This is a genomic window from Mesorhizobium sp. M7D.F.Ca.US.004.01.2.1 (assembly GCF_003997785.1).
GTDB classification, from domain to species: domain Bacteria; phylum Pseudomonadota; class Alphaproteobacteria; order Rhizobiales; family Rhizobiaceae; genus Mesorhizobium; species Mesorhizobium loti.
Window position 1 is genome coordinate 1 of record NZ_RZRQ01000016.1, and the last position, 25,425, is coordinate 25,425.

General features: G+C 63.6%; 29 protein-coding genes. 19 read left to right on the top strand and 10 right to left on the bottom strand.

Annotation, left to right across the window (positions count from 1 at the left end):
* Positions 1 to 180 precede the first annotated feature (180 nt).
* The 3 genes from EN993_RS05070 (at position 181) to EN993_RS05080 (ending at position 4,561) form a co-directional block, all read left to right on the top strand.
* A complete protein-coding gene (locus EN993_RS05070) occupies positions 181 to 1,098 on the top strand; it encodes a polyprenyl synthetase family protein (RefSeq protein ID WP_109664974.1) in 918 nt (305 codons plus the stop codon).
* 167 nt (positions 1,099 to 1,265) lie between these two features.
* On the top strand, positions 1,266 to 2,072 hold the full coding sequence (locus EN993_RS05075) for a class I SAM-dependent methyltransferase (protein WP_109664970.1): 807 nt from the start codon (positions 1,266 to 1,268) through the stop codon (positions 2,070 to 2,072).
* A gap of 149 nt (positions 2,073 to 2,221) precedes the next feature.
* Positions 2,222 to 4,561: a response regulator gene (locus EN993_RS05080; protein WP_109664967.1), complete on the top strand. Its 2,340-nt coding sequence runs from the start codon at positions 2,222 to 2,224 to the stop codon at positions 4,559 to 4,561.
* 17 nt (positions 4,562 to 4,578) lie between these two features.
* Here the strand turns inward: EN993_RS05080 and EN993_RS05085 are convergent, their stop codons facing one another.
* The 5 genes from EN993_RS05085 to EN993_RS05105 all read right to left on the bottom strand — a co-directional run bounded on the left by EN993_RS05085 (position 4,579) and on the right by EN993_RS05105 (position 8,613).
* On the bottom strand, positions 4,579 to 5,331 hold the full coding sequence (locus tag EN993_RS05085; RefSeq protein ID WP_164757545.1) for a Stf0 family sulfotransferase: 753 nt from the start codon (positions 5,329 to 5,331) through the stop codon (positions 4,579 to 4,581).
* A gap of 60 nt (positions 5,332 to 5,391) precedes the next feature.
* The gene (locus EN993_RS05090; protein ID WP_109664961.1) at positions 5,392 to 5,943 is read right to left on the bottom strand and encodes a chloramphenicol phosphotransferase; all 552 of its coding nucleotides are present in this window, start codon (positions 5,941 to 5,943) and stop codon (positions 5,392 to 5,394) included.
* Positions 5,944 to 5,989: 46 nt separating this feature from the next.
* Positions 5,990 to 6,844 carry a lytic transglycosylase domain-containing protein gene (locus tag EN993_RS05095; protein ID WP_109664957.1) on the bottom strand — a complete coding sequence of 285 codons (855 nt, stop codon included), beginning with the start codon at positions 6,842 to 6,844 and terminating at the stop codon, positions 5,990 to 5,992.
* A 5-nt stretch (positions 6,845 to 6,849) separates the two neighbouring features.
* Positions 6,850 to 8,100: a flavodoxin-dependent (E)-4-hydroxy-3-methylbut-2-enyl-diphosphate synthase gene (gene ispG / locus EN993_RS05100; protein ID WP_056586899.1), complete on the bottom strand. Its 1,251-nt coding sequence runs from the start codon at positions 8,098 to 8,100 to the stop codon at positions 6,850 to 6,852.
* A 333-nt stretch (positions 8,101 to 8,433) separates the two neighbouring features.
* The gene (locus EN993_RS05105; RefSeq protein ID WP_056586668.1) at positions 8,434 to 8,613 is read right to left on the bottom strand and encodes a YdcH family protein; all 180 of its coding nucleotides are present in this window, start codon (positions 8,611 to 8,613) and stop codon (positions 8,434 to 8,436) included.
* A 241-nt stretch (positions 8,614 to 8,854) separates the two neighbouring features.
* Between EN993_RS05105 and EN993_RS05110 the strand changes: the two genes are divergently transcribed.
* Positions 8,855 to 9,058, top strand: a complete 204-nt coding sequence (locus tag EN993_RS05110) for a DUF465 domain-containing protein (RefSeq protein WP_023757446.1) — start codon at positions 8,855 to 8,857, stop codon at positions 9,056 to 9,058.
* 24 nt (positions 9,059 to 9,082) lie between these two features.
* Here EN993_RS05110 and EN993_RS05115 read toward each other — a convergent pair whose 3' ends face one another.
* Positions 9,083 to 9,871, bottom strand: a complete 789-nt coding sequence (locus tag EN993_RS05115) for an IclR family transcriptional regulator (RefSeq protein WP_109664954.1) — start codon at positions 9,869 to 9,871, stop codon at positions 9,083 to 9,085.
* Between the two features lie 121 nt (positions 9,872 to 9,992).
* Here EN993_RS05115 and EN993_RS05120 point away from each other — a divergent pair, with 121 nt between their 5' ends.
* The 12 genes from EN993_RS05120 to EN993_RS05175 all read left to right on the top strand — a co-directional run bounded on the left by EN993_RS05120 (position 9,993) and on the right by EN993_RS05175 (position 19,585).
* Entirely contained in the window at positions 9,993 to 10,865 is an 873-nt protein-coding gene (locus EN993_RS05120) for a transporter substrate-binding domain-containing protein (RefSeq protein WP_109665470.1), read from the top strand.
* 215 nt (positions 10,866 to 11,080) lie between these two features.
* Entirely contained in the window at positions 11,081 to 11,746 is a 666-nt protein-coding gene (locus EN993_RS05125; RefSeq protein ID WP_109664951.1) for an amino acid ABC transporter permease, read from the top strand.
* Between the two features lies 1 nt (position 11,747).
* Positions 11,748 to 12,398, top strand: coding sequence for an amino acid ABC transporter permease (locus EN993_RS05130; protein ID WP_109664948.1), 651 nt, complete (start codon positions 11,748 to 11,750; stop codon positions 12,396 to 12,398).
* A gap of 4 nt (positions 12,399 to 12,402) precedes the next feature.
* A complete protein-coding gene (locus EN993_RS05135) occupies positions 12,403 to 13,197 on the top strand; it encodes an amino acid ABC transporter ATP-binding protein (protein ID WP_127262568.1) in 795 nt (264 codons plus the stop codon).
* Between the two features lie 38 nt (positions 13,198 to 13,235).
* A complete protein-coding gene (locus EN993_RS05140; protein ID WP_109664942.1) occupies positions 13,236 to 13,697 on the top strand; it encodes a RidA family protein in 462 nt (153 codons plus the stop codon).
* 27 nt (positions 13,698 to 13,724) lie between these two features.
* Positions 13,725 to 14,930, top strand: coding sequence for an aminotransferase class V-fold PLP-dependent enzyme (locus EN993_RS05145; protein WP_127262569.1), 1,206 nt, complete (start codon positions 13,725 to 13,727; stop codon positions 14,928 to 14,930).
* 153 nt (positions 14,931 to 15,083) lie between these two features.
* Positions 15,084 to 16,031 (top strand): metallophosphoesterase, encoded by a 948-nt coding sequence (locus EN993_RS05150; RefSeq protein WP_109664939.1) that lies wholly within the window; start codon positions 15,084 to 15,086, stop codon positions 16,029 to 16,031.
* Positions 16,032 to 16,055: 24 nt separating this feature from the next.
* Entirely contained in the window at positions 16,056 to 16,400 is a 345-nt protein-coding gene (locus EN993_RS05155) for a cupredoxin family copper-binding protein (protein ID WP_245468649.1), read from the top strand.
* 46 nt (positions 16,401 to 16,446) lie between these two features.
* On the top strand, positions 16,447 to 16,986 hold the full coding sequence (locus EN993_RS05160; RefSeq protein WP_127262570.1) for a sigma-70 family RNA polymerase sigma factor: 540 nt from the start codon (positions 16,447 to 16,449) through the stop codon (positions 16,984 to 16,986).
* Complete coding sequence (locus EN993_RS05165) at positions 16,983 to 17,915, top strand: anti-sigma factor (protein WP_109664929.1); 933 nt, start codon at positions 16,983 to 16,985, stop codon at positions 17,913 to 17,915. Before EN993_RS05160 ends, EN993_RS05165 begins: the two co-directional genes overlap by 4 nt.
* A 99-nt stretch (positions 17,916 to 18,014) precedes the next feature.
* Positions 18,015 to 18,512 (top strand): 5-(carboxyamino)imidazole ribonucleotide mutase, encoded by a 498-nt coding sequence (gene purE, locus EN993_RS05170; RefSeq protein WP_109664925.1) that lies wholly within the window; start codon positions 18,015 to 18,017, stop codon positions 18,510 to 18,512.
* Positions 18,509 to 19,585, top strand: coding sequence for a 5-(carboxyamino)imidazole ribonucleotide synthase (locus EN993_RS05175; RefSeq protein WP_127262571.1), 1,077 nt, complete (start codon positions 18,509 to 18,511; stop codon positions 19,583 to 19,585). The genes purE and EN993_RS05175 overlap by 4 nt, the downstream gene beginning before the upstream one ends.
* A gap of 14 nt (positions 19,586 to 19,599) precedes the next feature.
* On the opposite strand, the gene EN993_RS05180 is transcribed toward EN993_RS05175, so the two are convergent.
* The gene (locus EN993_RS05180; RefSeq protein ID WP_126070851.1) at positions 19,600 to 20,022 is read right to left on the bottom strand and encodes a lysozyme inhibitor LprI family protein; all 423 of its coding nucleotides are present in this window, start codon (positions 20,020 to 20,022) and stop codon (positions 19,600 to 19,602) included.
* A gap of 228 nt (positions 20,023 to 20,250) precedes the next feature.
* Between EN993_RS05180 and ykgO the strand changes: the two genes are divergently transcribed.
* The 3 genes from ykgO to EN993_RS05195 all read left to right on the top strand — a co-directional run bounded on the left by ykgO (position 20,251) and on the right by EN993_RS05195 (position 22,322).
* Entirely contained in the window at positions 20,251 to 20,376 is a 126-nt protein-coding gene (gene ykgO, locus EN993_RS05185; RefSeq protein ID WP_006327841.1) for a type B 50S ribosomal protein L36, read from the top strand.
* Positions 20,377 to 20,484: 108 nt separating this feature from the next.
* Positions 20,485 to 21,090, top strand: coding sequence for a hypothetical protein (locus EN993_RS05190; RefSeq protein ID WP_127262572.1), 606 nt, complete (start codon positions 20,485 to 20,487; stop codon positions 21,088 to 21,090).
* A gap of 164 nt (positions 21,091 to 21,254) precedes the next feature.
* Positions 21,255 to 22,322, top strand: coding sequence for an alpha/beta hydrolase (locus tag EN993_RS05195; RefSeq protein ID WP_127262573.1), 1,068 nt, complete (start codon positions 21,255 to 21,257; stop codon positions 22,320 to 22,322).
* Positions 22,323 to 22,379: 57 nt separating this feature from the next.
* On the opposite strand, the gene EN993_RS05200 is transcribed toward EN993_RS05195, so the two are convergent.
* From EN993_RS05200 to EN993_RS05210, 3 genes are all read right to left on the bottom strand, one after another.
* The gene (locus tag EN993_RS05200) at positions 22,380 to 23,114 is read right to left on the bottom strand and encodes a L,D-transpeptidase (protein WP_127262574.1); all 735 of its coding nucleotides are present in this window, start codon (positions 23,112 to 23,114) and stop codon (positions 22,380 to 22,382) included.
* Positions 23,115 to 23,316: 202 nt separating this feature from the next.
* The gene (pyk, locus tag EN993_RS05205; protein ID WP_109664909.1) at positions 23,317 to 24,753 is read right to left on the bottom strand and encodes a pyruvate kinase; all 1,437 of its coding nucleotides are present in this window, start codon (positions 24,751 to 24,753) and stop codon (positions 23,317 to 23,319) included.
* The gene (locus EN993_RS05210; protein WP_206438842.1) at positions 24,750 to 25,214 is read right to left on the bottom strand and encodes a DUF1036 domain-containing protein; all 465 of its coding nucleotides are present in this window, start codon (positions 25,212 to 25,214) and stop codon (positions 24,750 to 24,752) included. Before EN993_RS05210 ends, pyk begins: the two co-directional genes overlap by 4 nt.
* Positions 25,215 to 25,425 lie beyond the last annotated feature (211 nt).

Here is a 25,425-nt window from a genome sequence, read left to right on the forward strand (position 1 = left end):
ATATGACGGTGTTTTCGAGAACCGGAGCGGAGCGTACATTTGAGTACGTGAGCACCGGAAGCGCAGAAAACGCCTTCAGATGACCGCAGGAGTAGAGTTTCCAAACGGGCTCTTACTGCTCCGGCATAATGGCGCTTGCCTTCTTGCGCAACGTCTGAGTGTCGGCTACCGGTCCCGGCCATGACGAATGACGACGAAATGGCGTTCGAAATGGCACTCATCAGACGGGCTGCCGCCGTCGAGGTGCTTCTGCGGCGATTGCTCGACGACCGCGCGCTTTCGGGCGAGATCGCCCGGCCCGACCGGTTGATGGCGGCGATGCGCCACGGCGTGCTCAATGGCGGCAAGCGCCTGCGCCCCTTCCTGGTCATGGAAAGTGCGGCACTTTTTTCCGCCGACGGCGAGGCGGCACTGCGCGTCGCCGCCGCGCTTGAATGCGTGCACTGCTATTCGCTGATCCACGACGATCTGCCCGCCATGGACGACGATGATCTGCGCCGTGGCCAGCCGACCGTGCACAAGGCCTTCGACGAGGCAACCGCCATCCTGGCCGGCGACGCCTTGCTGACGCTGGCCTTCGACATCATTGCCGGCGAGGCGACCACGCTGCCGGCGGAGCGGCGGGCAGCCCTTGTGCTGGCGCTTGCCCGCGCGGCCGGAGCAGGTGGCATGGTCGGTGGCCAGAAGCTCGACCTCGAAGCCGAACAGGACCCACCGGACGAGGCCGGCATCATCCGGCTTCAGGCGATGAAGACCGGCGCGCTTATCCGCTTTGCCTGCGAGGCAGGCGCCCTCATCGCCGGCACTCCTGCCGAGGATCGGGAGCGGCTGGCCGAATTCGGCTCCGCGATCGGTCTTGCCTTCCAACTCGCCGACGACCTGCTCGACCTGACCGCCGATGCCAGCCAGATGGGCAAGGCAACCGGCAAGGACGCTGCCGCCGGCAAGGCGACGCTGGTCGCGCTGCATGGCGCGAATTGGGCGCGCAGCCAACTGCACGGTCTCGTCGAACAGGCGCATGCACTGCTTGAGCCCTATGGCGACGATGCCCAGTTGCTGAAGGAAGCGGCGACATTCGTGGCGGTGCGTAACAGCTGAGGTCGGGGCCAACCAAGACATCGAGCTGATCGCTGATCAAAGCACGCTCGTCCCCGCCGACCGGTTCAGAGATTGAACTTGAACGGAAGCCTGCCGAAGCAGAGGATCGACATCGCTTTGCCATCCTCACGGCAACCACGCGGTGCGGACAGAGTTGGAGGGATGCCATGTCGACCACCGACAAGCTGTTCAGCGGTTCCATTGCCGAGGTCTACGACCGGGCGATGGTGCCGCTGATCTTCGAGCCATATGCGCGGGATCTGGCGGAGCGGGCGTCGAAACTCGGACCGCAATCGGTGCTCGAAGTGGCTGCGGGCACCGGTGTGGTAACACGTGCGCTCGCAGCAAGACTGCCGGCGAAAGCACGCATCGTGGCCACCGATCTTAACCAGCCCATGCTTGACCACGCGCGCACGCGGATGGCGGACGATCCTCGGATCATCTGGCAGCAGGCCGATGCCCAGGCGCTGCCCTTCGAGGACGCACAGTTCGACGCCGTGGTCTGCCAATTTGGTGCGATGTTCTTCCCCGATCGGGTAGGCGCCTACGGCCAAGCGCGGCGGGTGATGCGGCCGGGCGGGCATTTTCTGTTCAACGTCTGGGGCGCCATCGAAGAGAACGAGTTCGCCGATGAAGTGACGCGGGCGCTCGGCGATTTCTTCCCCACCGATCCGCCGCGCTTCATGGCGAGGACGCCGCACGGCTATCACAATGCGGACGCCGTCCGTGGCGACCTGCATGCCGCCGGGTTCCGTGACGTCACCATCGAGCCTCTGGATGCCGTGAGTGCCGCTCCGTCGCCTTATGAGGCGGCCGCGGCCTATTGCCAGGGCACACCCCTGCGTGCCGAGATCGAGGCGCGCGGCGGCTCGCTGGAGGAGGCGACGCGATACGTGGCGAATGCCATGGGGAAACGGTTCGGGGAGGGCCCGGTGAGTGGCCGCATCCGCGCCCTCGTCGCCGTGGCGGCCTGAGACCCGAAAGTGACCTCGGAAGGATTGTCAGGGTCAAGAAGCTGTCATCCATCCGGCGGTTCGCATGGCTCGCCTATCCACACGAAATTTTAATGTAAATGAAGCGTAATCCCGACCATTAAAATGGTGCGTATGTGTTGGGGTTGCGCATGCCGGAATATTCGTCCTTCATCCGGTCAGTCCGGATTCGCTATATTTCGGGGTTGCTGATCTTCGCGCTGGCTTCCGCGGGCATCGTGATTGCGCTCGATCGTGTCAATTCCTTTCGCCGTGACATCGATGCGCTGAGCAGCAACCTCGTCATCTTCACCCGCGACCTGCGCAACGCGACCAGCTTTGCCGAAACGACCGGCACAGCCTGGCGGGCGGAGACACGCGATGCGCTGACCACATCGGCGCGCGGCCATTCGGAACGCCTGACCGGCGAGATCGAGACGCTGACCGCCCAGCTTGCCGCGATCAAGCCGCGCCTGTCGACCAAGACCGTCAACGAACTCCAATCCACTTCCGTCAACGGCGACCTGTTCTGGTCGCCGCGCGACATGGTGCGCAACTTCAACCTGATGTCGGTGGCGCAGAAGGTCGACGAGTGGAGCTATCGCGAAATCCGCAACCAGAACGACCTGTTCGCCCAGCCCATGCTGGTCCGCGTCCGCACCGCCATGGACGATGAGCGCCAACTGGCCGATGCCTCCTCAGACAGGCTGCTGTTGTGGGCAAGCGGCATCCTGTTCGCAGCCCTTGCCATCGTCGCCTTCTGGATCTTCCGCCCGATGGAAGTGGCGATCCGCCGCGCCTTTGCCGAATCCGCCGAATCCCTGTTCAAGGCCGAGGCCGCCGACCGCGCCAAGTCGGAATTCCTGGCCAATATGAGCCACGAAATCCGCACGCCGATGAACGGCGTGCTCGGCATGGCCGAACTGCTGGCCAAGACCGATTTGACGGCGCGCCAGAGGACCTTCACCGACGTCATCGTCAAATCCGGCAATGCGCTGCTCACCATCATCAACGACATCCTCGATTTCTCGAAGATCAATGCCGGGCAACTCACCCTCGACCCCGCTCCCTTCCGCCTTTCCGAGGCGGTCGAGGATGTGGCGACGCTGGTATCGGCGCGCGTCGCCGAAAAGAACCTCGAACTGATCGTGCGCGTCGACCCGCGCCTGCCGGCCCATGTCGTCGGCGACGCCGGCCGGTTCCGGCAGATCATCACCAACCTGCTCGGCAACGCGGTGAAGTTCACCGAAAAGGGTCATGTGCTGATCGATGTCGGCGGCGAGATCGTCAACGACGTGGTCCAGCTCAAGGTTCGCGTCGAGGACACCGGCATCGGCATACCGGCCGAGAAACTGCAGAACGTGTTCGAGAAATTCGCGCAGGTCGACGGCTCGTCCACCCGCCGTCATGAGGGCACTGGGCTGGGCCTCGCCATCGCCGCCCGCCTCGTCGACCTGATGGCAGGCAAGATCGGCGTCGAGAGCGAGATCGGCCGCGGTTCCGTGTTCTGGTTCGCTGTGCCGCTGCCCGCGCATCAGGCCGCGGCGCGTGACGAAATCGTGCCGGTCGACGTAACCGGCGCGCGTGTGCTGGTCATCGACGACAATCCGGTCAACCGCGAAATCCTGCTCGAGCAGCTCAGGAGCTGGAGCTTCGATTGTGCCGCCGCCGAAAGCGGCGCCGTCGGGCTGGCCTTCCTCGACCGCGCCTTTCAGCTGGGCGCCGCCGTCGACTGCATCATCCTCGACTATCAGATGCCGGGCATGAACGGCGCCGACGTCGCCAGAGCCATTGCTTACGACAGTCGGCTATCCTCCATCCCGGTGGTGTTGCTGACCTCGGTCGACCAGGTCGATTTCGGCAAGATGATCATCGACTTCGGCATTGCCGCGCACCTGACCAAGCCGGCGCGCTCCGCGGTCCTGCTCGGCACCGTCATCTCGGTCGTGCAGAAGGCCCGCTCGCAGGTCGGCAAGGCGCAGTTCGTCCGCGAACCGATCGTGCAGGCTCCCCCGGCAGCACCACCTGCCTTTACCGTCATCCGCGGCCCGGCGATGCCGGTCGCGGTAGTGCCGGAATCGACAACCACGCCAAACGGACCGATCGACATCCTGATTGCCGAGGACAATGACGTGAACCAGCTGGTGTTCGGCCAGATCCTCAATGGGTTGGGCTTGAGCTACCGCATCGCCGGCAACGGCCGCACGGCGGTCGAGATGTACCGGGCGCTGCGCCCCAAGCTGATCCTGATGGACGTCTCGATGCCGGAGATGAATGGCTACGAAGCGACCCGCGCGATCCGGGCCATGGAGACCTCGACGGGCACCCACATACCGATCATCGGCGTCACCGCGCATGCGCTGAAGGGCGATCGCGACAAGTGCATCGAGTCCGGCATGGACGACTATCTGCCGAAGCCCGTTTCGCCCGACCGCCTCGGCACCAAGATCGGCACCTGGCTCAGCGAGACGGTGGTGGCCAGGACCGCCTAGCCGCGTCTACAGATGCGTCAGACGGCTGCGTCCAGACGATAGCGGCGCATCCAGTCGAGGCTCGTGTCGTCAGAGAGCTTTGCAACGCCGGGGCTTACATCCTCGGCGCCAGGGGCTCGGACCCCCAGGGCTTCGCAGATGCCTAGCAATGTCGCAGCCGGGTTCGCGGCAAGACGCTCATAGCCGACCCGCAGCGGGGATATGCCTTGCTCCGCGAACCAAATGTTCCAGGCTGCATCATAGGTCTCGAGTTCCGTGACCTCACGCCTGATCCGCTCGAAATCATATTGGGGCTCTTTCGGCGGTGCGACCCTTTCGATCTCGGTGCCGTCGGGAGCGATATGCCAAAGGCCGGTCTGCTCGGCTTTGATCAGGGAGACAGCCTGCGCAAGCTTGTCCTCCCGAGAGAGGTGTATGTAGAGGATGAGGCCAAAGGCCTTTTCAAGACGCGCTCTATCGGATGGCAGTTTTGGGAAAATCCGGTCGAGGATGGCCGAGAGTTCATCCAGATTTTCGCGCATCAAGCGAAGGCCGAAGAGGCCGGTCCCACCCTTGCCGGCGGCGATCGCCGCGTTGAGATAGGCGACATTGAATTCGAGTTCGCTGATCGTGTCGCGATCAGGAAGCTTCCACTCTTCGGCCCACTCCGACACGTCCTGCCGCCGATAGAATGAGTGGGGCGTGCCGGCCGTCTTCGTGGACTCCAGAAGCTTGCACAACAGAGTGCTTCCGGTTCTCGGCGTGCCGCAGATAATGTATCCATCGAACATGTTGCGGCCCAGGCTGCTCGTCAAAGGCAGGGCTGTCGCCCCTGGTGAAGATGGCCGCCGCTATAGCTGAAATCTTTGCTGGATGCGACGGGCGCAATCGAGTGGCGTAAGGACGCCGGAGTCGACTTCGAGGTCGTAATCTATGCCCTTGTGCACGCGTTCATATTGCCAGCGCGCCAGCCCTGGCATTCGGTCGCCCCGCAGGGCCTCACGCGCTTCCAGCACTTCCAGCGGCGCCCGGACACCAACGACATGGAGATCGAAGGCCGATAGCAGTTCGAGATAGTCCGGCAGTTCGCCATTGCAAAGCACGTCATCGACGATGAGGTTGTTGCCTTGCCCGGCCATCGCCGCGATGGCGTGGCGCATGCCGCGCAGGGTTCGCGCCCCAACCGGTCCGGTACCGATCACGACCGAAGGCTTGCCGTCCCGTTGGATGGTTTGATAGGAAAAACCATCCATATGGTCCTGCAAGGCGTCGGGCAGCATCGCGATGAAAGTGTCCATCTCGACATGCAAGAAGGGCGCGGCGGTGATTGTCTGCAACGCCTTGGCGATCGAGCTCTTGCCGGCACTGCCGACGCCGTTGAGCAAAATAATCCTGGCTTTCACCTACAGCCCCTCTCTCAGACAAGACATCGTGCCGGCAGGGGTCAAATTACCGGTTGCGCACCACCACGCATGCCCCGCCGACACTTTGCAATTTCTGGCAGATGACGTTGGCATCGGCGCGGTGGTCGACACCGATCCTGACTGCGTAGATGCCGCGCCGGCCGATTGGCGTGCGCACCCGGCTGACCACCGGATCGTGCCCGTTGAGCAGGGCCGGGAACCGGCTCCTTACCCGCAGCCACTGGTTGATCGCGGCACTGCGGCGGAAATTGCCAGCCACCTGGATGCCCCACGGCTTTATGTTGATCGAGGCCATCGCCACGGTCCGCGACATGATCACCGGCAGCCTGCGGCATGCGATGGCAAAATCCGTCTTTGCATCGAGTGGCTCGATCTTTCCGGCATAGGCCCGGTCGGTGAACTTGTCGGCCGGCTCGCCCATGATGTCGAAGACATAGCTTTCGGTTTCCATCGGCAGGAAGCCGCCGGAGCTGAGCCAGCGCGACACCCGGCTCTCACCGGCATTGTAGGCGGCCGCCGCCAGGCCGAGATTGCCATAGCCGGTTTTCATTTCGGCGAGATATCTAGCCGAGGCCGGGATCGCCTGGTCGATGTCGAAGGAATTGGCGAGCCCCCGCATCTTGGCGGTGCCCGGCATGAACTGGGCGATGCCTTCGGCGCCGACCGGACTGACGGCGTTGGGATCGAAACGGCTCTCCTTCCAGATCAGCCGGGCGAAGAAATCCCTGGGCAGGCCGTTCTGATCGGCATGCGCCTGGATCAGGGTGCAGACCCTGTCGATCAGCCGCTGCTTGGCGGATTGCGGCGGATCCGCTTGAACAGCTGTCGAGCAGACCAGGGCGCAAAGTAAAACGAGCGTCGCCCTGAGGAAACGCTGCATCGCACCTACTCCGCCGCGGCCTTGCCGCGACCAAACCGTTGCTCGATATAGTCGGCGACCATTTTCTCGAAATCCGCCGCGATCGATGGCCCGCGCAGGGTCGCCGCCTTCTTGCCGTCGACGAAGACAGGCGCGGTCGGTGTCTCGCCGGTGCCGGGCAGCGAAATGCCGATGTCGGCATGCTTGGACTCGCCCGGACCGTTGACGATGCAACCCATCACGGCGACCTTGAGGTTCTCGACGCCTGGATATTTTTCGCGCCACACCGGCATGTTCTTGCGCAGATCCGCCTGGATGTTCTGGGCAAGTTCCTGGAACACGGTCGAGGTCGTGCGGCCGCAGCCCGGGCAAGCGGCGACGATCGGCACGAACTGCCTGAACCCCATGGTCTGCAGCAACTCCTGCGACACCTGCACCTCACGCGTTCGGTCGCCGTTCGGCTCCGGCGTCAGCGAGATGCGAATGGTGTCGCCGATGCCTTGCTGCAGCAGGATGCCCATCGCGGCCGACGAAGCGACGATGCCTTTCGAGCCCATGCCGGCCTCGGTGAGGCCGAGATGCAGCGCGTGGTTGGAGCGGGTGGCGAGCTCGGTATAGACGGCGATCAGGTCCTGCACGCCGCTGACCTTGGCCGACAGGATGATTTTCTCGCGGCCAAGGCCGATCTCTTCCGCCATCTCGGCCGAAAGGATCGCCGACTGCACGATCGCCTCGCGCGTCACCTCTTGCGCGGTCAGCGGAAAACCCTTGTCCTGGTTGTCGTCCATCAACCGAGTCAAAAGCTCCTGGTCGAGCGAGCCCCAGTTGACCCCGATGCGCACCGGCTTGTCGTGTTTGATCGCCATCTCGACAATCGCGGCGAACTGCCGGTCCTTCTTGTCCTTGAAGCCGACATTGCCGGGGTTGATGCGATATTTGGCCAGCGCCTCGGCACAGGCCGGATGATCGGCCAATAGCTTGTGGCCGATATAGTGGAAATCTCCGACCAGCGGCACGTTGATGCCAAGCCGCTGAAGCCGCTCGTGAATGCGCGGCACAGCAGCAGCACTCTCGTCGCGATCGACGGTGATGCGCACGATCTCCGAGCCGGCCCGGTGGAGTGCTGCGACTTGCGCAACCGTCTGGTCGACATCGGCCGTGTCGGTGTTGGTCATCGACTGCACGACAACGGGCGCGCCGCCACCGACGACCACGCCGCCGACGTCGACGCCGACCGAGGTGCGGCGGGGAAAAGGAGAGGAAAAATATCCGGTCATGCCGGCAGCCTTTTGTCTCTGGAGCGCCATGCGTCCAACTGGACGCACAAAATGCGCTCCGGGCCGATGCGCTAAAGTCCGGGCATGAGGTGGAGGAGCAAAGATGGCTTGTCAATGGCGACAGGTCGCCACTGGCCGGAATCGGTCCGCCGCCATGGGCCAGAAACAATCGATAATCTGGCGAAAGCTGGCGACGGCCGAAGTGGAAATTGAACGGATGGCAGTCCAGACTCGACCGATAGCCCAGTACTGGAAATCAAAACCCACCATGCCGGCGGCGGGAACCGCCGGGAAAAAAGGCCGCGGATCGTAAGCGGCTAGGTCAGCAGGGCATCAATGCGTGGTCGGTTTCCCTCTTAGTTTTTCAATCGCATCCTTGAGTGCCAGCTTGCGTCGCTTGAGATTCACGATTTCGAGGTCGTCGACCGATGGATGGTTCATCGCGTCATCGATTTCACGTTCGATGTCGCCGTGTTTCCGCTGCAACTCATCAAGATGGGATGCAAGAGACATGATTGGTTCTCCCTTTCATGGTTTCCTCGATTGCAACCGTCACGGCGCGTCCACCGCAGGTTCGCTTTCTGTGACGGCACGGTGACAGTGTGCCACCTTCCGGCAACGATGTCGAATGATCCGTGGTAGCATTCCACGACAATGTGAAATGTGATATGGGCTGCGCGCCGGTTGCAAAATCACGCCGGCCCCGCCCAATCAGGCCCATTTTTGGGCGCCGCAGACGTGCAGACGGTAGATAATGTCCGATCAGGAACAGGCTGATATCCGCCTCGAATATTCCCGGCTGAAGCAGGAGCACGCGGATTTCGATGCGGCCATCAACGCGATGATCGCCATGGCCTGCGATCCACTGCAGATCCAGCGCATGAAGAAGAAAAAGCTGTTCCTCAAAGACCGGCTGATGGCGCTGGAAGACAAGATCATTCCCGACATCATTGCCTGAACCAGCATTGGCTGGCTGGCGCGCCTAGGCCACGGTCGAAAGCTTCGCGGCGCGGTTGCGCAGCAGGCCGATGAGTTCGCCGGTCCGCTCCTCGGACGTATCGATGGGAACCACCAGGCACATCGTCGCTTCGACCTTGCCCGGCGCTGAAAACACCGGCGCGGCAAGGCACTTCGTATAGGCATCGACAAGGCCCGAAGTGACGCAATAGCCGGTGATCCGCGCTTTTGCGATATCGGCGACGAAATCGTCGAGCCGCAGTTTGCGCCCGTCGGGCAGCACGAGATCGTCGTCCGACACCATGTCTTCGATCTCAGCCTTCTCCAGTCCCGCCAGAAGCAGCCGCCCCGAGGCCGTCCAGGGCAGCGGTATCTGCAAGCCGGTGGCGGAACTGATGCGGAACGGCCTGGTGCCGGGACTCGCGTGGACGATCGTATAGCGCCCGCTTTGCAGCATGCACAGTTCGGAGGTCTCGCCGGTCTCGCGCGACAGATTGTCGACCTCCTGGCGCCCCCGCCTCAAGAGGTCGTTGCCCCGCACATAATCCATTCCATAGAGATAGAGCTTCTTGCCGAAATAGACGCGATTGCCGTCGCTTTCCATTTCCAGCAGTCCCGCATCGACCAGCGACCGCACCAGCGTGTAGGTCGTCGAGCGGGGCGCATTCACGCCTTTGGCAAGGTCGCCAATGCCGATCGCCCGCTGGGTCGTGTGAAGAAACTCCAGAATCTCGAGCACCCGGTTGAGCCCCTTTTCACGGGAGCCCGAGATCTTCTCGCCGGCCGAAACTGCCGAGGCATTGCCATCTTGCATTGTCGATTCCTAGTGTTAATATCTGTCTTGTACAGGGTACACTCGTCTCTTGTAAGAGACAAAATTACCAACGCGTGTCTTGCCTGTGCACAAGGGGAACACAACACGAAAGGAGGTCGCCGTGAACGACACATCCGGAAGACGTGATTTTCTGAAATTGGGAATGGCAGGGCTGGCCACGGCTGGCGTGCTGGCAACCGTCGATGCCCAGAAGGCCGCTGCCCAGGCGGCACCCGACAGCTTGCTGCGCACCGTGCTCGATCGCGGCAAGCTGATCGTCGGCACCGGCAGCACCAACGCACCCTGGCACTTCGAGAATGATGCCGGCGAACTCGTCGGCATGGACATCACCATGGGGCGCATTCTCGCCAAGGGCCTTTTCGACGATCCGACCAAGGTCGAATTCGTCATGCAGGATCCGGCTCAGCGCATTCCCAACGTGACCACCAACAAGGTCGACATCACCATCCAGTTCATGACGATGAGCGCCCAACGCTCGCAGCTGGTCAATTTTTCCCGGCCTTACTACGTCGAGGGCATCGCCCTGCTGAGCCTTCCGACCGCCGAGAACAAGACCTTCGACAAGCTGCTTGCCGGCGGCGCGGCAACACGCGTCTCCATCCTGCAGAATGTCGATGCCGAAGCGCAGGTGCATTCGGTCCTGCCCCAGTGCCAGGTCATGCAGATCGATACCCAGGCCAACGTGCTGCAGGCGCTGGAATCGAAACGCGTTGACGCCGCTGCCGTCGATCTGTCCACGGTGCGCTGGCTCGCCTCGCGCAATCCGGACAAATATTTCGACGCCGGCAAGAGCTGGCTGAGCATGCTTTATGGCGCAGCCCTGCGGCAAGGCGACCTCGACTGGCTGACCTTCGTCAACGCGACCTTCACCATCGCCATGTTCGGTCACGAAAACGCACTCTACGATGCCGCCTTCAAGGACTATTTCGGACAGGAGCCGCCGGCGCGCCATCCCGGCTTCCCGGCCATCTGACCTGCATCGGGCGGAAGGGCGTATCCAGCGCCCTTCCACCTCCGACAACCCTCGGCACCAAGGCTTGTTGAGATTCAGGCCAGGCCGAGTCGAAAACGGTGGTTTTCGAGAACCGGAGCGGAGCGTACTTAAAGTACGTGAGCACCGGAAGCGCAGAAAGCCGGCGTTTGCAGGCCGGCATCACCTGAATATCAACAAGCCTTTAAGGCGGACGCATGGGCTATGCCCTTAATTTCAACCTGATCTGGCGGCACTTCGACAAGCTTTGGGGCGGCCTGCTGCTCAGTCTCGAGCTTGCCGTCATATCGATCGCCATCGGCATCGTCATCGGCCTGGTTCTGGCGGTCTGGTACGTGTCTGCCGGACGCATCGTGCGCACCATCATCGCCGCCTATGTCGAATTCATCCGCAACGTGCCGCTGATCCTGCTCGTCTATCTCGTCTTCTACGGCCTGCCGACGGTGGTCGATATCGCCTACAGCGCGCCGACCTCGTTTGTCGTGACGCTGTCGCTCTACAGCGGCGCCTATCTGGTCGAGGTGTTCCGCTCCGGGCTCGAAGCCGTTCCGCGCGGACAGCTGGATGCCGGCAAGGCAATCGGCCTGACGCCGTGGCAAAGGCTGCTCAACGTGCGCCTGCCGACCATGCTGCGCATCACGCTGCCGGCGCTGTCCAACACCTTCATATCGCTGTTCAAGGACACGTCCATCGCGTCGGTCATCTCGGTGCCGGAGCTGACCTATGGCGCCCAGTGGATCAACTTCAACACCTTCCGCATCGTCGAGGTCTATCTCGTGGTCACCGCGATGTATCTGGTGACCGGCTACATCCTGCTTTTCGCGCTTCGCCTTGTCGAGCGCCGGTTCAGGGCGGCGCGCTGACATGCTCACCCAGATCGCCTATGCCTTGCCTTTCCTCGCCCAGGGCTTTGCCCTGACACTGTGGGTGTCCCTGCTGGTCGTGGTGTTTTCACTGATCGCTGGCGTGATCATGGGTGTCGGCCTCGTCTATGGCCCCATACCGTTGCAATGGGCCGTGCGCATCTTCAGCGACACCATTCGCGGCATCCCGATCCTGGTGCTCATCTTCTTTGTCTACTACGGCCTGCCTGCGGTCGGGCTTCATCTGCCATCCTTCTGGGCAGCGGTGCTGGCGCTGACCCTGTTCAAGACGGCGCAGGTGGTCGAATATCTCAGGGGTGCGGTCGGCTCCATTCCGAGAGGGCAATCCGAGGCGGCCATGGCGATCGGACTGACCTTTCGCCAGCGGCTCGCCTACGTCATCTTCCCACAGGCGTTCAGGCGCTTCCTGCCGCCCTGGATCAACGGCGTCACCGACGCGGTCAAGGGCAGCGCGCTGGTGTCGCTGCTCGGCATCACCGACCTGATGCAGGCCATCAACCAGGTCATCGGCCGCACCTACGAAGCCATGCCGCTCTATGTTCTCGGCGCGCTCATCTACTTCGCGGTCAACTACGCGCTTTCGCTGGCCAGCCGGCGGCTAGAGCGGCGTTTCTCCTTCATCCGGGAATAGCAAGATGTCCACCAGCTCGACCAACATCCCGGCCCTTCTCGATGTCACCGATGTTTCCAAATCCTTTGGAACCGTCCAGGTCTTGCGTTCGGTCAGCCTGCGGGTGGCGCGCGGCGAAGTGGTGACGGTCATCGGCCCATCGGGCAGTGGCAAGACCACGCTATTGCGCTGCGTCAACTTCCTCGAAAGCTATGACAGCGGTTCGATCCGCATCGACGGCAAGGAGGTCGGCTTTCGCGAAACAGGAGCCCGCCAGCGCCGCGGCGAACGCGACCTCGCCACGATGCGCGCCGAGACCGGCATGGTGTTCCAGAGCTTCAACCTCTTTCCGCACCTGACGGCCGCCGGCAACATCATGCTCGGCCTCACCAAGGTGCGCGGCAAGAGCCGTGCGGAGGCCCGCACCATCGCCGACCACTGGCTCGGTCGGGTCGGCCTCGCCCACAAGGCCGACAGCCTGCCCGCCGAACTGTCCGGCGGCCAGCAGCAGCGTGTCGGCATTGCCCGTGCCGTGGCCATGGGGCCGAAGATCCTGCTTCTCGACGAGATAACCTCCGCGCTCGACCCGGAACTGGTCGGCGAGGTGCTCGAGGTTGTGCGCAGCCTGGCCGAGGACGGCATGACGATGGTGATGGTCACGCACGAAATGGCCTTTGCCCGTGATGCCTCGAGCCGCATCATCTTCATGGCCGATGGCGGCGTCAGCGCGGCGGGTCCACCTAGCGAAATCCTGGCGGCGGACACCGACAACGAGCGCCTGCGCACCTTCCTGGCACGCTTCCGCGCCTCGCATTTCTAGAACGAGACAGCAAAAGCTGTCGCAAGGAGCCTTCTTTCATGACGCCTTATATCCGGCTCGCCGCGTTGGGCCTGACGCTGCCCGAGCCGCCGACCCCAATCGCCAATTTCGTCACCCATGCCGAAAGCGGCCGGCTGATCTTCCTGTCCGGCCAGGGACCGCTGCGGACAGACGGCACGCTGTTCACCGGCAAGGTGGGAGACGATGTCACCGTCGAGCAGGCCTATGGCCATGCCCGCCTCACCGGCCTCAATCTGCTCGCCGTCATGCACGCGGCCACTGGCGACCTTGGCCGGATCGTGCGCATCGTCAAGCTGCTCGGCTTCGTCAACGCGATACCGACCTTCAGCGACCACCCGAAGGTGGTCAATGGCTGTTCCGATCTGTTCGCCGATGTGTTCGACAGTATCGGCGGCCATGCCCGCTCGGCGATCGGCGTCGGCTCCTTGCCTGGAAACATCACCGTTGAAATCGAGGCGGTCGTCGAGATCGCCTCCTGACCTCTCGAGAAAATGGGAACCGCAGAAATGAAAACCTATTCCGCCGACGGCTCCAACACCACGATTCGCGAACGGCTCGGCCTTCGCCCGATCATCAACGTCTCCGGCACGATGACGGCGCTCGGCGCGTCGATCATCGTCCCGGAAGCGATCAGCGCCATGGCGGAAATGGCCTCGCAATGGGTGGAGATGGACGATCTGCAGCGTGCCGCAAGCACGATCGTCGCGCGCCTCACCGGCGGCGAGGCCGGTTTCATCACTGCTTGCTGCGCCAGCGGCATCACCATGGCGATCGCCGGGGCGATGACAGGAACCAACCTGCTTGCCATCGAACGCCTGCCGGACGACACAGAAGGCCTAAAATCGGAGGTGATCGTCCAGCTCGGCCACATCGTCAACTACGGCGCGCCGATCGACCAGTCGGTCCGGCTGGCGGGTGCCAAGGTCGTGCCGGCCGGCACGGTCAGCGTGACGCAGGACTATCACGTCCGCGACGCAATCCGTGACCGCACGGCGGCGGGCCTCTATGTCGTCGCCCACCACACCGTGCAGTATGGCATGCTGTCGCTGGAGGAATTCTGCGAGATCTGCCACGCCAGGGGCGTTCCGGTGATTGTCGATGCGGCTTCCGAATATGACCTGCGCGGCTTCCTCGCGCGCGGCGCCGACATTGTCATTTACAGCGGCCACAAATTCCTGAGTGGGCCGACCAGCGGCATCGTCACCGGGCGCAAGGATCTGGTTCGAGCCGCCTATCTGCAGAACCGCGGCGTCGCGCGCGCCATGAAGGTCGGCAAGGAAAGCATCGCCGGCACCATGGCCGCACTGGAAGCCTGGGAAAAACGCGACCATGCCGGCATCCGCCGCCGCGAAGAGGCAGCACTCAATTTGTGGAAGGACACGGTGCAGGGGCTGCCGGGCATCATTGCGCAGATCATTCCCGACCCGACCGCCAACCCTCTCGATCGGTTGCAGATTTTTGTACTCCCCGAAAGCCGGTTCACCGCGGCCGGTCTCACCTCGGCGCTGGCCGCCGGCTCGCCGCCGATCATCGTACGCAACCACGAAGTGGAGCGCGGCCATTTCTTCCTCGACCCCTGCAATCTTCATCCCGGCGAGGCCGAGATTGTCGCCGAACGCCTGCGCGCCATACTGACCGCGGCCGAGCGGCCCGCCAATGCCATGAAGATGCCTAACAAGGATTCGTCCGGCGCCTTGCGCTGGCCGGATTGAAACGCCAGCAGGCCACTGCCTGAAATGCGCCGGTCGCAATCGGCACGCGCGATCACGCGACCGTGAACGGCTGGACTCGCACCAGCCGGGAATAAACCGCCGCCGTCCCGGGTCTCCTCAGCATACGCCACTCCTGGCGTTGAGGAGACCGACATGACCCATCATCACGACGACGAGAACGGGCACATCAGCCGCCGCCATGCGCTGGAATGCATGATCTGGGCCGGCACCGGCGTGCTGTGGACGATTTCAGGCGGCATACCGGTGTCGCTCAACCTGCTCGGCGCCGCACAAGCTGCCGAAGCCATGGCCACGGGCTTCACCTTCCTGCAGATATCCGACAGCCACATCGGCTTCGACAAGGCGGCCAACCCGCATGCCATCGACACGCTGAAGGAAGCGATGGGCAAGATCCAGGCGCTGCCGCAAAAGCCGGCTTTCATGATCCATACCGGCGACATCACCCATCTGTCCAAGCCCGCACAATTCGACAATGCGGCTGAGATCATCGGCGGCGCCGGCTTCGACGTGCACTACGTGCCGGGCGAGCACGATCTGATCGACGACGGCAATGGCAAGGCCTATCTCGACCGCTACGGCAAGGGCACCAGGGGTGCCGGCTGGTATTCGTTCGACCAGAACGGCGTGCATTTCGTGGCGCTGGTCAATGTCGTCAACCTCAAGGCGGGTGGGCTCGGCAATCTCGGGCCTGAGCAGCTGGCGTGGCTGGCGGATGATCTGAAAGCGGTCAGCGCCTCGACGCCGATCGTCGTCTTCGCTCACATCCCACTATGGGCCGTCTATCCCGAATGGGGCTGGGGCACCGACGACGCGGCACAGGCGCTCGGCCTGCTCAAGCGCTTCGGCTCGGTCACCGTGCTCAACGGCCACATCCACCAGATCATGCAGAAAGTGGAAGGCAACGTCACCTTCCACACCGCGCGCTCGACCGCCTTCCCGCAGCCGGCGCCAGGCACCGCCGCCTCGCCCGGGCCGATGACAGTGCCGGCCGGACAGCTGCGCGGCCTGCTCGGCACCAGCAGCGTCACCGTGAAGCAAGGCGGGCAGGATCTCGCCATCATCGACTCGACGCTGGCTTGAGCCGGAACAGCAAAGGAAATCAACATGCTTTGCATACGCCTTCCGGCCCGGCACATGGCCGCGATCCTCGCCGCCTTCACCTTGACCACGGCGAACTGCCAGCCGCTGCGCGCGGCCGATGCGCCGATGGTCAAAATCGAGAATTTTGCCTTCACGCCGCCGGTGCTGACGGTCAAGCCCGGCACCACGGTGACCTTCAGAAACGACGACGATATTCCGCATCTGGTCGTCGCCAGCGATTCCTCCTTCCGCTCCAAGGCGCTTGACACCGGTGACACTTATGAATTCACCTTCACCAAAGCAGGCGACTTTGCCTATTTCTGCGGGCTTCACCCGCATATGCAGGGCAAAATCACCGTCGCTCCCTGAGCGGGCGCGGCAAATCCTGCCCGGAGTGCCGGATCATGCTGTGGTGTTGAGCGAGAAGGCCTTGGCCGAGCGCTTCGGCGAGGTGGTGCTGCCCCATCTCGGTGATGCGCTTGCGCTCGCCCGCTGGTTGACCGGCAACGCCGCCGACGCCGAGGATGTGGTGCAGGAAGCCTGCGTGAAAGCGCATGCCGGCATATCAGGCTATGCCGGCGGCAATGCCCGCGCCTGGCTGCTGACCATCGTGCGCAACACCGCCTACACCTGGATGTCGCGCAACCGGTCGCGCGGCATCCTCGCAGTCGGTGACCTCGGCGATCTCGACGAGATGGCGGCGGCACACGGCACCAGCCTGCCCGACGAGGATGGCCCGGAAGCGAGCCTGATCGCCAGGGCCGATACGGCAGCCCTTGAGGCGGCAATCGCAGCACTGCCGCCGCCATTCCGCGAGACGCTGGTGCTGCGCGACATCAACGGCCTCAGCTACCGCGAGATAGCGGCCATGCTGGGGGTACCGATTGGCACCGTGATGTCACGGCTGGCGCGGGCTCGCGGCCTGCTTGTATCTGCACTGGGGAGAGCGCCATGACCATGCATGACGACGGACTGCCCAACGATCCCGAGGGCATCAGGCTGATGATCCATGCCCTCGTCGATGGCGAACTCGACGCGGCAGCCGCACTCGCGGTCGAGCGGCGCATCGCCGCCGACCCGCAGCTTGCCGCCGAACATGCCCGCATCATTGCCTTGCGGGGCGCACTCGGCCGTTTGCCGCGCCCCGATGTCAGCGACGCCTTTCGGGCGCGCATCGCCGCACTTGGTGCGACAGCCACGGCACGTCCGGTGCAAGACGTACCGACGCAGGACGAAGCGGCCGGGCCGCTGCGGGGTACACCGCCGCCGCAACCGGGACTGATCGCGGGTGCACCGGTCGGGGGCGGCCAGAGACGAAACGCCGAGACACGTCCGTCGCAGACGCGGGCGCTGCCAAGGGCGCGCCGCTTCGGCTCGTTCGACTGGCGCGCTCTGGCTGCGTCGATCGTGGTCAGTGCGGTGCTGGCCAGCGGGGCGACGCAATGGGTGATGGTCGACAACGCGTCCGATAGTTTCGCAGCTGGAGTCGCCAGCGGACATCGCCGCAGCCTGCTTGCCGCCAGCCCGATCGACATCGTCTCGTCCGACCGCCACACGGTCAAGCCATGGCTCGACGCCCGGATCGGCGTGTCGCCGCCGGCGCCCGACCTCGCACAGGACGGCTACACACTCATCGGCGGTCGGGTCGAGGTGATATCAGACCGGCCGGTGCCGGCGCTGGTCTACCGCCACCGCGAGCACCTGATCACGCTGGTCGCCGAGCCGCAGCAGGGCGGCAGCACCATTGAGCCGGCCGATCTCTCGTCGGGCGGCTTTTCGCTGGTGCACTGGAGCGACGGCGCCTTCTCCTACTGGGCGATCTCCGACATGGAGCGGCCAGAACTCGACGACTTCGTCGCTCGCTTCCGCAAGGCGGCGGTATAGGCTGGTTTGCGTCTCAACAAACCGCTGCGGCGGCCGCCTATCCTTGCGGCTTCGCGCGAATTCCGCTAAGGCGCGCCTTTGTCGCCGGGGAACACAGACTTGGACGATCAGCGCGCCGACGTCGCCATCATCATGGGCAGCCAGTCCGACTGGGCGACGATGCGCCATGCCGCCGAAACGCTGGAAGCACTGGGCATCCCGCACAAGCGGCTGATCATCTCCGCGCATCGCACGCCAGACCGGCTCTATGATTTCGCCAAGGGCGCCAAGGCGGCCGGCTACAAGGTGATCATCGCCGGCGCCGGCGGTGCGGCGCATCTGCCCGGCATGACGGCGGCGATGACGCCGCTGCCGGTGTTCGGCGTGCCGGTGGAATCGAAGGCGCTTTCCGGGCAGGATTCGCTGCTGTCCATCGTCCAGATGCCGGCCGGGATTCCCGTGGGAACGCTGGCCATCGGCAAGGCCGGGGCCACCAACGCAGCCCTTCTGGCCGCGGCCGTGCTGGCGCTGAACGATGACAAGCTTGCCGTCCGCCTGGATGCCTGGCGCGCCGCGCAGACCGCCAAGGTCGCCACCGAACCGACGGATACGCCGTGAGCCTGCCCGCCGGATCGACCATCGGCATCATTGGCGGCGGCCAGCTCGGCCGCATGCTGGCTGTTGCCGCCGCCCGCCTCGGCTACCGCACTGTGGTGCTGGAGCCGCAAGCGGACTGCCCCGCCGCGCAGGTCGCCAACCGGCAGATAACAGCCGCCTATGACGATCCGGCCGCTCTTGCCGAACTGGCAGCGTCGAGTTCCGTCGTCACCTACGAGTTCGAAAACGTGCCGGTCGCGGCGGCCAGCGCGTTGGCCGCCAAGGTTCCGGTCTATCCGCCGGCGCGCGCGCTGGAAGTGGCGCAAGACCGGGTGGGCGAAAAAGCATTTCTCAATGGCATCGGCATTGCCACCGCGGATTTCCACGCCGTCGACAATGATGATGAGTTGACGGCGGCGCTGAAGGCGTTCGACGGCAGCGGCATCCTGAAGACGCGCAGCATGGGCTATGACGGCAAAGGCCAGCGCGTCTTCCGCAACATGGAAACCGGCGGCTTTGCCGGCACCTGCGAGGCGATGGGCAATGTGCCGCTGATCCTGGAGTCCTTCGTGCCGTTCGAGCGCGAGATATCGGTGATCGCGGCGCGTGGGCTGGACGGCGCGGTCGTCGCCTACGATCCGGCCGAGAATGTCCACCGCAACGGCATTCTCCACACATCGACCTTACCGGCCGCCATTATGCCCGAGACGGCGGAAGCAGCGCGAACGGCCGCATCGAAGATCCTGTCGGCGCTGAACTATGTCGGTGTCATCGGCGTCGAGTTCTTCGTGCTGGCCGACGGCTCGCTGCTGGCCAACGAGATCGCGCCGCGTGTCCACAATTCCGGCCATTGGACGGAGGCAGCCTGCATCGTTTCGCAGTTCGAGCAGCACATCCGCGCTGTCGCCGGCCTACCGCTGGGCAGCCCGGACCGCCATTCCGACTGCGTGATGGAGAACCTGATCGGCGACGATGTGCTGCGTGTCCCGGAGCTTCTCGCCGAGCCCGATCTGATGCTGCATCTCTACGGCAAGGCCGAGGCGCGCCCCGGCCGCAAGATGGGTCATTTCACCCGGATCAGCCGTCGCGCCTGACCCAATAAACCCGCTTATTGGAAGTCGTCGCTCTCGTCCTCGCCGGGACTGGCGCAACTCGCATCGCCTTCCTCGCAATTGGCCGCGGCGGCGAGCTGCTTGATGCGATCGTTGGTCAATCTGGTCAGGCACTGCGAAACCTCCATCGGATGGATGGAGCCGCCCTCGCTGGCGGCGGTGGAATGCGCGCACTCGGCATCGCGGAAAGTGATCCAGGCGCGTTGCGCCACCTGCAGCAACCTCTTGCCGTCGGCGTCATCCGAGCTGATGAGGTCCTGATAGGCCGTGTTGAGCCTGGCGTCGGCCGCCTGGTAATCTTCGCCAGCGCAGATGTTCATCATCTGCTGGCTGTCGTCGCTGCGGTCGCATTCCTGCGCATGGGCAACCGAGGCTCCCGCCAGCAAGACAAGGCAGGCGGACAGAAACATTCGGCGCATGGTCATCTCCAAATCACTTCGCGGCAGCCGCATCATCCCAGCCGGCTAGAGGCCGCGCAATGCCGCCAGGTGGAGATGGCGGATATTTGATGATATGGAGAGACGGAGCACGCTTGCGGTTGACACGGACAAGGCTCCTCGTTTATGAGCCACCCACAGTTCAAAGGCGCGTCTCTGGCGCGCCTTAAGATTTCGACCCGAAGCGGGTCCACACCGACAGGCAAGACCATGAAGATCAAGAATTCGCTCAAGGCGCTGAAGGCGCGTCACCGCGACAACCAGCTGGTTCGCCGCAAGGGCCGCGTCTACATCATCAACAAGACTGCCCCGCGTTACAAGGCGCGCCAGGGCTGAGTTTTCGGGCTGGAGGCTGTTGTTGTCTCCGCCCATTTGATGTTTGTTGCCGGCCTTCTCACGCTAAAATCACTTTGATGTTCCGCCGCCCGGGACTAGAGTCCGGCGATGCGGATTCTTTTTGCATTTTTGACATCCCTGCTCGTTTCCGGCGCCATTTATGGCCCGGCACGGGCGGATGATGCTGTCGCGCCGCCGGCCACCCAGGACGCGCCGCCGGTGGCAACGACGAAGCAGGCCCGGCTCGACCAGTTGTTCAGCGACCTGAAACGCGAGCGCAACGAAAAGGCGGCCGAGCGCATTGCCGGCAACATCTGGAATGAGTGGTCGCAATCCGGCAGCGCCTCGATCGACCTGATGATGCAATGGTCGCAAAAGGCCGTCGAAGGCCAGAAGTTCGACGTTGCGCTCGATTTCCTTGACCAGGTGGTGACCTTGCAGCCGACCTATGCCGAAGGCTGGAACCGGCGCGCCACGGTGCATTTCATGATGAAGAACTACGGCAAGTCGATGTCCGACATCGACCATGCGCTGCAACTCGAGCCGCGCCATTTCGGTGCGCTGTCCGGTCTGGCGCAGATCATGGCGCTGACCGGCCACAAGCAATCTGCACTCGAAGCCTGGCAGAAGGTGCTGGCCATCTATCCGATGATGCGCAGCGCCCAGGACCAGGTCGGCACGATTTCGGAAGAGCTTGCCGGCGAGGGCATTTGATGCCCCAAGGGAGTAAGGGAATAGGGCAGTAAGGCAGTAGGGGTAGATTGCACTGCGGAACACACACCCTACTGCCCTACTGCCCTACTGCCCTACTGCCCTACTGCCCTACTGCCCTACTGCCTACCCACAACTTATCCCCCTCCACCCCCGTATCTCTCCCCATGAACCTGATCTACGCCGTCCTCGCCTTCCTGATGGCGCTTGTGTTCAGCCTGGCTGGCGTCACCCGCGTCGGCTCATGGCTGATCGAGCGCCGCAATCCGCCGATCGGCGAATTCGCCGACATCAACGGCGCCCGCATCCACTACGTCCATGTTCCGGCACCCGCCAATGCCGAGTTGCCGCCGATCGTCTTCATCCACGGCGCCAGCGCCAATCTCAGGGACCAGATGCTACCGCTGCGCCCGCTGTTGGATGGGCGCGCCGAAATGCTGTTCTTCGATCGGCCAGGCCACGGCTGGTCGGGGCGCGGCCCCGGCAACAACGAGGATCCGTCGGCGCAGGCCAACACCATTGCCGCGCTGATGGACCGTCTCGGCATGAAGAAGGCTGTCATCGTCGGCCATTCCTTCGGCGGAGCGGTGACCACGGCGTTTGGCCGCGAGCATCCAGACAAGACACTCGGGCTGGTCTTTGTCTCGCCCGCCACCCACCCCTGGCCGGGCGGCGCGACGTCCTGGTACTACAATCTGACCACCATGCCGGTGGTCGGCTGGTTGTTTTCCGAAACGCTGACCTACCCGGCAGGAACGCTGCAGATGGCAGACGCCACCACCTGCGTCTTCTCGCCAAACAAGGTGCCGAACAACTATGCCGGCGAGGCTTCGATCCCGCTGGTGCTGCGACCGTCGGCCTTTCGCGCCAACGCCACCGACGTCGCCGGGCTCTATCGCTATGCCCTTGGCGCCGCACCCCACTACGCCGAGATCGAGGCGCCTACCGTGGTGATTTCGGGCGATCGCGACAAGGTGGTCTACGCGCATATCCACTCGGTCGGCCTGGTGCGCGACATTGCCGGCGCCGAACTCGTCTGGGTGCACAATCTCGGCCACAAGCCGGACTGGATCGCGCCCGACCTCGTCGTCGGCGCCATCGAGAAGGTCGCCGGCAAGGACATCGACCTGCAGGCACTGGCAAAGACCGTGGAGGCGCGCATCGCCCGCGACGCTTATGGCACCGACAGATGCGCCGACATCAAGGTGCCGCAGGCGGAGCTCGCGCCGACCTGAAGCACGTCCTCTAACGGCTGGGGCAGCAAGCTAAGCGCAGGCACGCAGCGCCATACTCTAGATGACCAGCAATGGTGTTTTGCTGGGAACGCGATCGTAAAGGTCCATGACATCCTGGTTGAACATGCGCACGCAACCGGACGACGCGGATTTGCCGATGGACTTCCAGTCCGGCGATCCGTGTATTCGATAGAGTGTGTCGACGCCGTCCTTGAAGATGTAGAGCGCGCGCGACCCCAGCGGATTGCTGATGCCCGGCGGCATGCCCTGACGCCATTTCTCCAGCTTTGGATCCCGGCTGATCATTGTCGACGGAGGCGTCCAGGTCGGCCATTTGCGTTTCCACTGAACGATCGCACGACCCTTCCAGGAATAGCCCTGGCGCCCCAGCCCGACGCCATAGCGCATGGCCTTGCCATCCTTGAGGACCCAGTAAAGGTATTTGTCGGTCGTGTTGACGACGAGCGTGCCTGGCTTTTCTCCCGTCGGGTCGTCGACGACGATCTGTCGCAGAAACCGTTCATCGACCTTGGCGAAGGGAATCGCCGGCAGCGCCCGGCCGCCGTCTTCGACCGCGGCATACATGTTCGCATAGTCGGGAGACGCACGGGCAGCTTCAGGCCCTGCAACCTCAATCGGCCCCTTTTCCGGTGTCGGCTCAAGCGGCGCTGGAATCAGCGGACTGGCGACACTGAGCGACTGCTTGGGAAATTGGGCACATGCCGAGATCGTGGAAACCCCAATAAGCGAGAGCCCGGTCAGAAGTGACCGGCGCGAGACGAGAAATGACATTCAGTATACTTTCAAGCGATGGGAAATGCAGGCGGGTGCAGAGCCACTGTTAACGCCGCTTCATCCTGTTTTGTAGGGGCGAACACGGCAACCCTGTGTCGAGACAAAGGCTGGGATCATTGTCCTTGCCTTTGTTGTATTATAGCCACAGCGACCTCTGCACAAAGTCGCGCGACACGCTTCCGTCAGGAAATGAGCGGGTTTACCGGTTGCCCTGCGTGTCCGACCCGATATAGGCGATGCGCAGCATGTTGGTCGAACCCGGCGTCCTCAGCGGCACGCCGGCGGTGATGATGACGCGGTCGCCCGGCTTGCCGAAGCCTTCGTCGAAGGCGATGCGGCAGGCGCGGTTGACCATATCGTCAAGATCGCTTGCATCCGGTGAGACGACGCAATGCGTGCCCCACAAAAGCGACAGCCGTCGCGCCGTGTTGAGGATCGGCGACAGCGCGATGATCGGCACCTGCGGCCGCTCACGGGCGGCGCGCAGGCCTGTGGTGCCGGACGCCGTGTAGGTGATGATCGCCGACAGCTTCAGCGTTTCGGCGATCTCGCGCGCGGCCAGCGAAATGGCGTCGGCGCCGGTCGCTTCCGGCTCGGAGCGCTGGGCATTGATGATACCGGCATAGGTCGGATCGGTTTCGACCTTGGTGGCGATACGGTTCATCATCGCCACGGCTTCTACTGGATAGGCACCGGCCGCTGATTCCGCCGACAGCATGATGGCATCGGCGCCTTCGAAGACGGCGATCGAAACATCGGACACCTCGGCGCGGGTCGGCACCGGTGCCGTGATCATCGATTCCAGCATCTGCGTTGCAACCACCACCGGCTTGCCGGCGCGGCGTGCGGCGCGCGTGATCTGCTTCTGGATGCCGGGCACCGCCTCGAGCGGCATCTCGACACCGAGATCGCCACGGGCGACCATCAGCGCGTCGGACAGTTCGATGATCTCGGCCAGCCGGGCGACAGCCTGCGGCTTTTCGATCTTGGCCATGATCAGCGCCCGGCCGCGCGCGATCTTGCGCGCTTCCGCCAGATCCTCCGGCCGCTGCACGAAAGACAGCGCGACCCAGTCGACGCCTGTCGCCAGCACGGCATCGAGGTCCTTGCGGTCCTTCTCGGTCAGCGCGCCGACCGGCAGGTCGGTGTCGGGCAGGCTGACGCCCTTCTTGTCGGAAATCGTGGTGCCGGCGACGACGGTGCAGACGATAGACTTGCCGTCGCTCTTCACCGCCTTCAGCTCGAGCTTGCCGTCGTCGATCAGCAGGCGATGGCCGGCTTCGACCGAGCTCAGGATTTCCGGATGCGGCAGATAGACCCTGGTCGAGGTGCCGGGCTCGGGACTGTCGTCGAGCGTGAAGGTCTGGCCTTGCGTCAGCACTTCCTTGCCATTGGCAAACTTGCCGACGCGCAGTTTTGGTCCTTGCAGATCGGCCAGGATGCCGATCGGCCGGCCGACCGCCTCCTCGACAGCGCGGATGCGCGCGACCAGCGTGCGCATCAGTTCGTGATCGGTATGGCTCATATTGATGCGGAACACATCGGCGCCCGCTTCGAACAGCTTCTTCAGCATCTCCTCCGACGAGGACGCCGGACCGATGGTGGCTAGGATCTTGACCTTACGGCTACGTCTCATTGACTGTTTGTTCCCGGGGCGGCTGGAGCGCCTCCCGTTGTGGACTCATCGGTCAGCTGGACCATCCAGCTTGCCTGTTCGCCCGTGTCATATTCCTGGAATCCGGCGCGCTGGAAGCCCCGGGCGACGCAGTCGGTTACGCCGGCGATCTTGAACTCTTTTTCAGCCACGCACATGTTGATCGGGCCGTCCCAGCGTCCACCGCGCTCGGCGTCTTCTGCATAAAGATAGTAAAACCTTGATGACAGCGGCCCTTCGATCAGCGTCTTGCAGCTCGATCCCTCGATGTGCCACCAGCCCTCGGTGATCCAGCCGGCCTTGGCGCGATAGCCGATGCCGACGCCGACCAAGTTCTGCGTGGCGTTGCAGACGCGGAAATCGGCACGCGCCGGCGAGGCCATGGCCATCGCCGCCAAGCCCACGGCAAGGCTCAGGAGCGGCATGGCAAAGGCAGAGCGCATGCGCTGCCTGCCGGCGGAACTCATCCGAAAACCCCTCAAGAACCACATCAGCATCTCTCTGCGCCCCTTTTCGGAAAAGTCCGGGCGCATGTCAACGCACCGTTTTGTTCAATTCCAATCGATTTAGAAAGGCTCCGGCGCACAATTCGCCGACTCCTGCCAGATTTCTCGGGAAACCTTGGCCAAACAACGGCATTGCGCAAGCGTCGTC